At 43.4% G+C, this 8,754-nt stretch carries 9 protein-coding genes; 4 read left to right on the plus strand and 5 right to left on the minus strand.

The genetic code is table 11. The features are described from left to right. Positions 1-129: 129 nt before the first annotated feature. On the minus strand, positions 130-408 hold the full coding sequence (locus tag IQ457_RS12495) for a type B 50S ribosomal protein L31 (RefSeq protein WP_068405148.1): 279 nt from the start codon (positions 406-408) through the stop codon (positions 130-132). Between the two features lie 362 nt (positions 409-770). Beyond that, complete coding sequence (locus IQ457_RS12500) at positions 771-1,205, minus strand: COG4315 family predicted lipoprotein (protein ID WP_200663675.1); 435 nt, start codon at positions 1,203-1,205, stop codon at positions 771-773. 622 nt (positions 1,206-1,827) lie between these two features. On the opposite strand from IQ457_RS12500, the gene IQ457_RS12505 reads away from it, so the two are divergent. Beyond that, entirely contained in the window at positions 1,828-3,381 is a 1,554-nt protein-coding gene (locus IQ457_RS12505; protein ID WP_200663677.1) for an FAD-dependent oxidoreductase, read from the plus strand. 274 nt (positions 3,382-3,655) lie between these two features. Here the strand turns inward: IQ457_RS12505 and IQ457_RS12510 are convergent, their stop codons facing one another. Next, a complete protein-coding gene (locus IQ457_RS12510; RefSeq protein ID WP_200663679.1) occupies positions 3,656-4,333 on the minus strand; it encodes an LOG family protein in 678 nt (225 codons plus the stop codon). Positions 4,334-4,789: 456 nt separating this feature from the next. Here IQ457_RS12510 and IQ457_RS12515 point away from each other — a divergent pair, with 456 nt between their 5' ends. After that, complete coding sequence (locus IQ457_RS12515) at positions 4,790-5,680, plus strand: alpha/beta hydrolase family protein (RefSeq protein ID WP_200663681.1); 891 nt, start codon at positions 4,790-4,792, stop codon at positions 5,678-5,680. A gap of 51 nt (positions 5,681-5,731) precedes the next feature. Here the strand turns inward: IQ457_RS12515 and IQ457_RS12520 are convergent, their stop codons facing one another. Continuing rightward, positions 5,732-6,421, minus strand: a complete 690-nt coding sequence (locus tag IQ457_RS12520; RefSeq protein WP_200663683.1) for a putative quorum-sensing-regulated virulence factor — start codon at positions 6,419-6,421, stop codon at positions 5,732-5,734. A 190-nt stretch (positions 6,422-6,611) separates the two neighbouring features. Between IQ457_RS12520 and IQ457_RS12525 the strand changes: the two genes are divergently transcribed. Then, positions 6,612-7,220, plus strand: coding sequence for a M23 family metallopeptidase (locus tag IQ457_RS12525; RefSeq protein ID WP_200663685.1), 609 nt, complete (start codon positions 6,612-6,614; stop codon positions 7,218-7,220). Positions 7,221-7,268: 48 nt separating this feature from the next. Here IQ457_RS12525 and dtd read toward each other — a convergent pair whose 3' ends face one another. After that, positions 7,269-7,721: a D-aminoacyl-tRNA deacylase gene (gene dtd / locus IQ457_RS12530; protein ID WP_200663687.1), complete on the minus strand. Its 453-nt coding sequence runs from the start codon at positions 7,719-7,721 to the stop codon at positions 7,269-7,271. Between the two features lie 128 nt (positions 7,722-7,849). On the opposite strand from dtd, the gene asd reads away from it, so the two are divergent. Further along, complete coding sequence (gene asd, locus IQ457_RS12535; protein ID WP_200663689.1) at positions 7,850-8,683, plus strand: archaetidylserine decarboxylase; 834 nt, start codon at positions 7,850-7,852, stop codon at positions 8,681-8,683. Positions 8,684-8,754: the final 71 nt, after the last annotated feature.

Raw genomic sequence — 8,754 nt, forward strand, 5'->3', positions numbered from 1 at the left:
TTATTTCCTCAGCATACTTTCTGATACACCACCTAAAATTTAGATAAAAAAAACCGCTGAATAGTCAGCGGTTTTTTATTGCTTAGCAAAAGACTGCTTCGCGACATATATTTATACCATAAGTATAAATTATTCAGCAGAATCAGCAGCTTTCTTGCTACGGCCACCAAACGCACCAAAGCGTTTGTTGAAGCTTGCAACACGGCCTTCAGTAGACGTTTTGCGTTGTTCGCCAGTATAGAATGGATGCGACGCACTTGAAATATCAAGTGGGTAGTATGGGTATTCTTTACCTTCGTATTCACGAGTGGCTTTGGTATTAACGGTTGAACGAGTTAAGAAAAACACGTCAGCGTTGGTGTCATGGAACAAAACTTCTTGGTAATTAGGATGGATATCTTTACGCATAATAAACTCTCTATGTCCGATGTATGTACAGTGCTTTTGCTTAATGGCATTTTGACTATCAAGCACGCTCACATACGTAACTGAGGCACTAAGGACATCTGTCAGTCTGGCAATTACGTCACTGGCTTATTCCAGCACCCAACACCACACCGCTGCTCACTTAGCCTTTCCCCAGCGGGAAAATCAAACCGCGATTTTAACGGTTTTTGCTGCTCGATGCAAGCCGCTTCTACGATAAAACCACGCCATGAACTCGACTTAACGCCATTATGTTGAGTCAAACAACCACATAAATAATCATAAAAAAGCAGCCACGCTAGCTGCCTTTTTTATGGAAAACTTACTTTTGGAAAAATGGAAAGTTATTTGGTTTTTACGATATGCCAAACGCCAAGTTTGTTGTCGCCATCTTTATCGCCAATCTTGGTATCATTGGCATAAAAGTATAAAGGTTTACCATTCATCGCCCATTGATATTTGCCATCTTCACGTTTAAAGGCGGCGAACTGCCCTGACGCTTTGGCATTACTCGGTGCCAAAAACGCTGGCCAAGCAACCAGACAAGCTGAGCCACATTCTGATTTATTCATAGAATCTTTATCAAAGGTATATAAGGTCATATGATTGGTTGCATCGACCAACATACCGTTTTTACTGGCAACTGGAGCGGTATTTTTAGTGGTCGCTTGCACCTCATGCATGCCAGAATCGTCCTTGCCTAGCATATTGTTAAACGTAGAACATCCGCTAAGCGCCAATGCACCAGAAATAACAGATAACATAAGTATATGTTTCATAACAACGTCCTTGTTAATAGTGGTTTTTTTAAATTGCTTCTTTTAAATAGCTTCTTGTGGTCTGCAGCTCTAAACCTTAAAGCAAAAAACGGCTTAAAGCTGACCATAAGTATTTTTACTATAGCACAGACATAAAATCAGTTATTTCTCGCATCATATAAATTTACAAAAGCGCATAAATTTTACAAATTAAATAAATTTTGCTCTTCAATTTTTTAAAAATGCTTTTACAAAGCTGTGTTTTAGTCGCTCCTTGTTTGCCGTCCTTTGACAAAACTTATGTATCTACTTACGTTTTTGCCGTGCTAATTTGAGTAATTTTTTCGTAAAATAAGTCATCTAAATTAAGGATTACTACACAATGAGAAACATGACTATGGCGGTTTAAAATGACTGTTGAACTTAGGGTTCGCTGTACGCATATCGGTAGCCTTGCATGAAAAAACATACGCATTAGAAAAACACGTTATTTAACATATAAGCGCGGCGAATATAAGACACTTAAAAAACGAAATATAGAAACTTAGTAGTTTAGAGACTTAACAACGAATTATTTCACAAAGACGCCGAGCCATTCCTACTAACTGAATATAGGAATGCGACTAAGGATATAACAACGACAATGACTCATTCTGTTATGAACAATCAAGTGCCTGCTAGCAAACGGGTTGGTATTCTCGGTGGTGGCACGGCTGGGGCAACTATCGCGATTCGCCTTGCGGCATTAGGCCTTGAGACGTATTTATTTGAAAAAAACACCTCGCTGATTGATGGTCCGCCGATGTGTCATTTGCATGCCGGCGGCAATCTATATCGTGAAATACCTGATGAAGATTGCGTTGCCCTACTCAAACAATGCATCGATATTCTGCGCCTTTATCCTTATACCATTGATGTACGCCCAACGGTATTTACAGTGCCAACACGCGATGAAGGTTTGCCTGAGGATTTATTACCACGCTTAGATATCTTAACCGACGCTTATCGAGAGCTTATCGCCGAAGATGCTAATAATAAAGTACTTGGCGAACCTGAAAACTACTATCAGCTCTACAGCCATGAGCAACTGATTGCCTTATCTGAGCGCGAGCAAGTCGCGGTGCCGCGCACGGTTGATGAATGGATGATACCAGTTGCTAAGTATTTGGATTTAAACAAGGTTAAATTTCCGCTGATTGTCGTGCAAGAATACGGCTGGAATATCTTCCGTTTGGCAGCTTCTGCACAAGTGGCTTTAGAAGGCTATGAGCACGCCCATGTTTTTACCGATACGCAGGTGAAGCAAGTCATGCCAGTCGATTGTGAAAACTGCTCAAATGCTGACCATCATGTGACCAGATGGCGCATTGATTATCAGCGAGCAGCAAGCTCTGATACTGATACTGATACTGATGCTGAAGCCAAAACCGATTCTATCGAAGTTGATTACTTAATCAATGCTTGTGGTTTTCGTACCGGCATCATCGATGATATGGTCGGGGTCAAAGTCACGCGTATGGTCGAGTTTAAATCCTCTTATATCACTCATTGGGACGATACGGGCGGGCAAATACCAGAAATCATCGTCTATGGTGAGCGCGGCACCCCTGAGGGCATGGCGCAACTAACGCCCTACCCTGATGGTTATTTTCAGATACATGGCATGAGTAAATTCATCACCTTATTTGATGATGGTTTGGTTGCTTCTAACAAAAATAGCGCGCAACCGAAATTGCCATCGCAATACCTGCATTATATCGAAGACGGTTGGGATAAAGCGCCGCTGCAAGCGCGCAGCCAGCAAGCGATTGATTATGTGGCTGAATTCGTCCCAACCTTTCATAGCGCCCGTACAGTTGGCAATGCGCTCTATGGCGGGCAGCAAATACCGGGGCAAGACGATACGCTGCGCGTTGCCGATGTGAGCTTATACTCTAATATTCGCTATGCGCGGGCAGAAAACGTCAAAGCCTCGTCGACACTGATTGCTGCTGATCAAATCGTTGATGAATTGACGACTCTTGGTTTGGTTGATTTTGAGGCACCAGAAAACCGTCAGCGTTATGCGCATGAATGGGCGTATTTGGCACAAAATGATAGCGAAGCAATTGATAAAGTCGCGCGTCATTTAGCGCAAGAGCGCGGCTTTCCAATGGCAATGGCGGGCGTAAATCATGGTATTCACGAGACGAATTAAAATGATTTAAATGTTAATAAAGTCAAAGCAAAAAAGAGAGCAAGGCTTAATGTTAGCCTTGTTCTCTTTTTTATATTTAGGGCGTGTCTTCATTTTAAAAATGGTGATAAAAATGAGATAAATTGCAGTCAAACAAGGAAAATAGCGCCGTTAATATCGGGATATTACCTAGCTATTTGATGAAGTTTGGCAAAATTTAGCCATTTTTAGCTCATCTAGATGTCCATCGATTGAATTAAAGACACGCCCTAGTTATTGATAAAAATACCTGCTGCTAGTTTCCCGCCATTTTCTCGGTATCAACGGCGTCATCTATTTTTACAACGGTTTTTAGCATGGCAATCGCTTCGCCAATGGTATTACAAACGACCAAACGCTCAAGGTCTTGTTGCTTCATAAAGCCTTGCTCAGCGGTGTATTGTAAATGTTCAATCATACAGTCATAAAAACCATTGATATTAAGAATAATCATCGGTTTTTCGTGCTGATATAGCTGACGCCAGGTGGCGATTTCCATGATTTCTTCTAGCGTCCCAAGCCCGCCCGGCAAGGTAATAAAGGCATCGGCGTACTCTGCCATCACCGTTTTACGGGTGTGCATGGTATCGGTCAAATGCAGGCGCGTCAGCTGCTCATGGGCAATTTCGTGCTTGAGCATAAAGGTTGGAATCACGCCGACCGCTTGTGCGTCACCTCGGATGACTTCATCAGCGACTGCGCCCATCAGCCCGATGCTCGCTCCGCCGTAGACCAAACCCATGCCATTATCGGCAAGCGCACTACCAAGCTCACGCGCTGCCTGCTCATAAACGTCATTATTGCCCAAACGCGAGCCACAATAAACCGCGACCAAAGGCATAGTGAGCGCTGATTTATCCACAGCTTTTTCAATATTGGTAATGTCTTGACTGGTAATGACTTCATAAGTGTCATTGTTAATTTTCATTTGCATAGAGTTTCCTTAATTTTATATACATTGTTCTTATTAAATACTTAGCTATTAAAACACGTTTATTCATGCATAGTAGTTTATTGATATGTGTTATTTGGTCAAAATACATACTGCTTAATCGATAATAATTAAAATATTGCTGAAAAATAGCGCTCAGAATATACAACGTCGAGCTTGCTCATAGAACTTAGAAGTCATTTTCGCCTACCTTCCTCACTAAGATTTATTTTACCATAAGCAGTGTTACTGCAAAGTCATCATGCGGTGATCACTCAGCTAGGCTAAAAAGTAAGCAACCAATCACGGCTTAATGACCGCACGCTTATGTTTAAACACTTATGTTTAAACACTTATGTTTAAACGCTGAGCGCCTAGCAAGCATTTTTATTTACCCAAAACATTGACTGATAAAAACTCTTACTCATAAAAATGACAAAAATACATGAAGGTTAAACCATGGAAAATCCGCACAATCAAACAGATATTTATGCCCTAAGCATCATGACTGAGCGCAATCGAGCATTGGCAGCAACCGTTTATCACCCTAAAGACGAAGTAAAAGCCGCAGTCATGATCGCACCAGCTACTGGTATCAAACGCCAGTTTTATCATAATTTTGCCACTTATTTAGCAGCAAGCGGCTTTGGTGTCATAACCTTTGATAATGAAGGTATCGGCGAATCAATTAGCACCGATTTGGCAAAATGTGATGCCTCTTTAATCAGTTGGGGTCGCCACGACATGCCAGCCGTCCTTGATGCCTTACAAGACGAATTTAATGATGCCACTTATCATTTGATTGGACATAGCGCCGGCGGTCAGCTAATAGGTTTGATGCCAAATTATAAAGCGCTTACCTCAGTATTTAATGTTGCTTGCTCATCAGGGCAAATCAAAAATATGGACATGCCTTATAAGCTCAAAGCGATGGGTTTTATGGACGCCTTCATTCCGCTCACCAACTTAACGCTAGGCTATACGCCAGCGCATAAAATCGGCATGGGTGAGCCACTACCACGTGGCGTCGCTCGTCAATGGCGCGAGTGGTGCAACGGCGCAGGCTATATTAAAACCGCGTTTGGCAAAAGTATTCATACCCATTTTTATGATGAGATTGATATACCTGCGTTGTGGCTCGGCTTTAGCGATGATGAAATTGCCAATAGCAAAAATATCGATGATATGATTCGCGTCTTTAGCAAAATGCCAGTCGAAAAACGCTATTTTGACCCCGAAGAATTTGGCTTAAATAGTATCGGTCATATGCGCTATTTTAGCAGCAAAACTAATGCTAAAGCCCCGCAGCTTTGGCAAATGGCAGTCGATTGGCTAGCCAAGCAGCAATAAGTTTTGTTTGGTACAGGCGTTTAAGCGCCTGCCTTTCAAGCGCAACTGTATTTAGTCTTGCGTGTTTTTTGCTGCTTGTTCTGCTTGCACACGCTTGGTCAATGCAGAATACAGCGACGGCTGCATATTATGAATGTTGCCTAGCATCCATTTTACGTAGCTGATAGGTACGTCTTTAATCAGCATGCCTTTATGTTTGCCAAAGGGCATTTTGCTCAGTGGATTGGCTTTATTGGCGATAGCGTGGGCTGCGGCAAAATCTGTCGGCGCAATCTCTAGGCGCTCGCAGCAGGCCTGATATAGCAGATAACACATGCGCGCATCGCCCAGCGCATCATGAGCGGCAATCGTCATTTTACCTGCCTCGCCTTTACCTAATAATTGCTCGATACATTTCGACTGCCCATAGGCGCTCCATTCTGGAAAGGCCACGCGCGCCAGCCGCACCGTACATATCAGCTTAGTAGTCGGACTACCAATCACCCGCCAATCAAAGCGCACATTATGGCCAATCAAATACTGCGGCAACTCAAATTGCTCAAGCTCAAAGCGCTCAAGACCGGCAACATCGTCATCGGTGATACCATGGATTCTAATCACGACTGGCGATATCGAGCGCCCACTATTAAAGTATTTCATCCACTCAAATCCTGTCGCTACATTGATCGTCGCCACTTGAATCGGACGCGGATCACGGCCTTGGTCGGTTTCGGTATCGATAATCAGCGCAGTGTCGGTCATAAAAATTTGGCCATCGTTATTTAAAAATAGGTAGCAATATCAGTTTTCTATATATACCTAAAAAATAGGTGATTTTTAAAAGCAATAATGTATTTATGGGGATAAAAACTAAAGATAACAATGGCATACAAAGAATAGCGGCGATAGCTCTTATACTATCTATGAGCGTTAATTCAAAAAAGAGATATCAATGCTAGCAGATGGTAATAACCCGCAGCCAAGCCCAAGTAAAAAGCCAAACCTTTTACGCCGTGTACTAAGTGTACTCATCAAGGCGGCGGTGTTACTGATGCTGTTATTTGTATTTGATAGGCTGTTACCCAGTATCAGCAAGCAAACTCAGTCGTTTGTACTGGCAAAATGGCAACAGCTTAGTTTATTACAACAAGCATTACCGACAGAAAATAGCTTACCTAGCCCACTGCCCGAACAACACTTAACGGATACATGGGGCGCGGCGCGTAGCCAAGGTCGCTCTCACGAAGGAATCGATATATTTGCCAAGCGCGGTACGCCGATACAAGCAACGACACAAGGCATCGTCAGTAAAGTTGGTGAAAATAGCTTAGGCGGGCGCGTGGTGGTCATCATTGGCCCGGGCGGCGCTGGCCATTATTATGCCCATTTAGAGGATTATGCCGATATCAGCCCGAACGACTGGGTCAATGTTGGCGATATCATCGGTTACGTCGGCGACAGCGGAAATGCCAAAGGTACGCCGCCACACGTCCATTATGGGATTTATATCAACGGCAGCGCGGTCAACCCTTATCCACTTTTGCAAAAGCCTGATAGCTAGCGTTTGAATTTTTGGCCTTTAAAACCTGACCCTTTTAAAAATAAGCCCTTAAACTTCCAATATAAAATTTAACGGCCCATCATTGATACTTGCCACTTGCATATCAGCGCCAAACTCACCAGTTGCTACATGGGAATGTTGATTTTTGGCATAATTCACCAGTTGCTCAAATAACGCTTGCGCAGCATCGGGTGCCATCGCCCCGCCAAAATCAGGACGGCGACCTTTATCGGTTTTTGCCATTAAGGTAAATTGTGACACCAATAATAAACCACCGCCTACTTGCTGGACATTTTTATCCAATTTACCAAACTTAGCAGGATCGTCGTCATTCTCAAAAATGCGATAAGTGAGAATTTTATCAATCATACGCTGCGCACTTTGCAAGTTATCCTCATGACCCAAGCCAATATAAGCCAAGATTCCATGCTCAATCGCACCAACGCAGTGCGCATTGACAGTGACGCTGGCGCGCTGCACCCTTTGTATCAGTGCTCTCATTTACAGCCTTCCTTATTTATAAATCGCTTACAGTTTATGGTCATACAATCATACCCTGACCATGATAAAATACCGCCATCAACTTGCCTATTAATAATTACATCGAACCCTGTTTTGGTAACCTCATTATGAATTTATTTGCCACCCTTCAACAATTTGTACCGCAGCAGCAGCTGAGTAAAGTCGCTGGACGTCTAGCCGCCAGCCGCCATCCTTACGTCAAACGTGCGTTTATCCGTAGCTTTGCCAAAGCTTACAATGTCAGCTTAGATGAATACGAGCGCCAAAGTTTTAATGCTTATGAGAGCTTTAATGACTTTTTTACCCGTGAGCTAAAAGACGACGCGCGTCTCATCGATAGCTGCGCAAATGGAATTGTTAGCCCTGCCGATGGCGTTATCTCGCAATTAGGGCAAATCCGCGACCATAAATTACTGCAAGCCAAAGGTCGTGACTATGACATCGGTCAACTACTCGCCGATAGCGAAGATGGCAGTTATTTTGCTGATGGTAGCTTTGCCACTGTGTATCTCGCGCCGAGTAACTATCACCGCGTGCACATGCCATTTGCTGGTACCTTGACCAAGACCCGTTATATACCGGGTACCCTATTTTCTGTCAATAATGTCACGGCGGCAAACGTGCCGGATTTATTTGCCCGTAATGAGCGTTTGGTCTGTTTATTTGACACAGAGTACGGCAAAGCGGCGGTGGTCATGGTTGGAGCGATGATTGTCGCTGGTATCGAAACCGTCGCGACGGGTAAAATCAGCCGCACTGAGGATATCCAAGAAATGGTACACAATATGAGCTTTGCCAAAGGCGATGAGCTTGGACGCTTTTATTTAGGCTCAACGGCGATTGTCGTTCTACCAAAAGGCGCAAAAGCCGATTGGCAAGACAGCTTACAAGCCAACAGTATGGTAAAAATGGGACAGCTATTAGGTGTTGCGAATAAATAGCAGTTGTATAAAGGCTCTAAAAACCTCTACGTATAAGCCTAGGGCGTGTCCCTAATTGGCAAACAAGTATA

This window comes from Psychrobacter sp. M9-54-1, from assembly GCF_016613355.1.
Lineage (GTDB): Bacteria > Pseudomonadota > Gammaproteobacteria > Pseudomonadales > Moraxellaceae > Psychrobacter > Psychrobacter faecalis.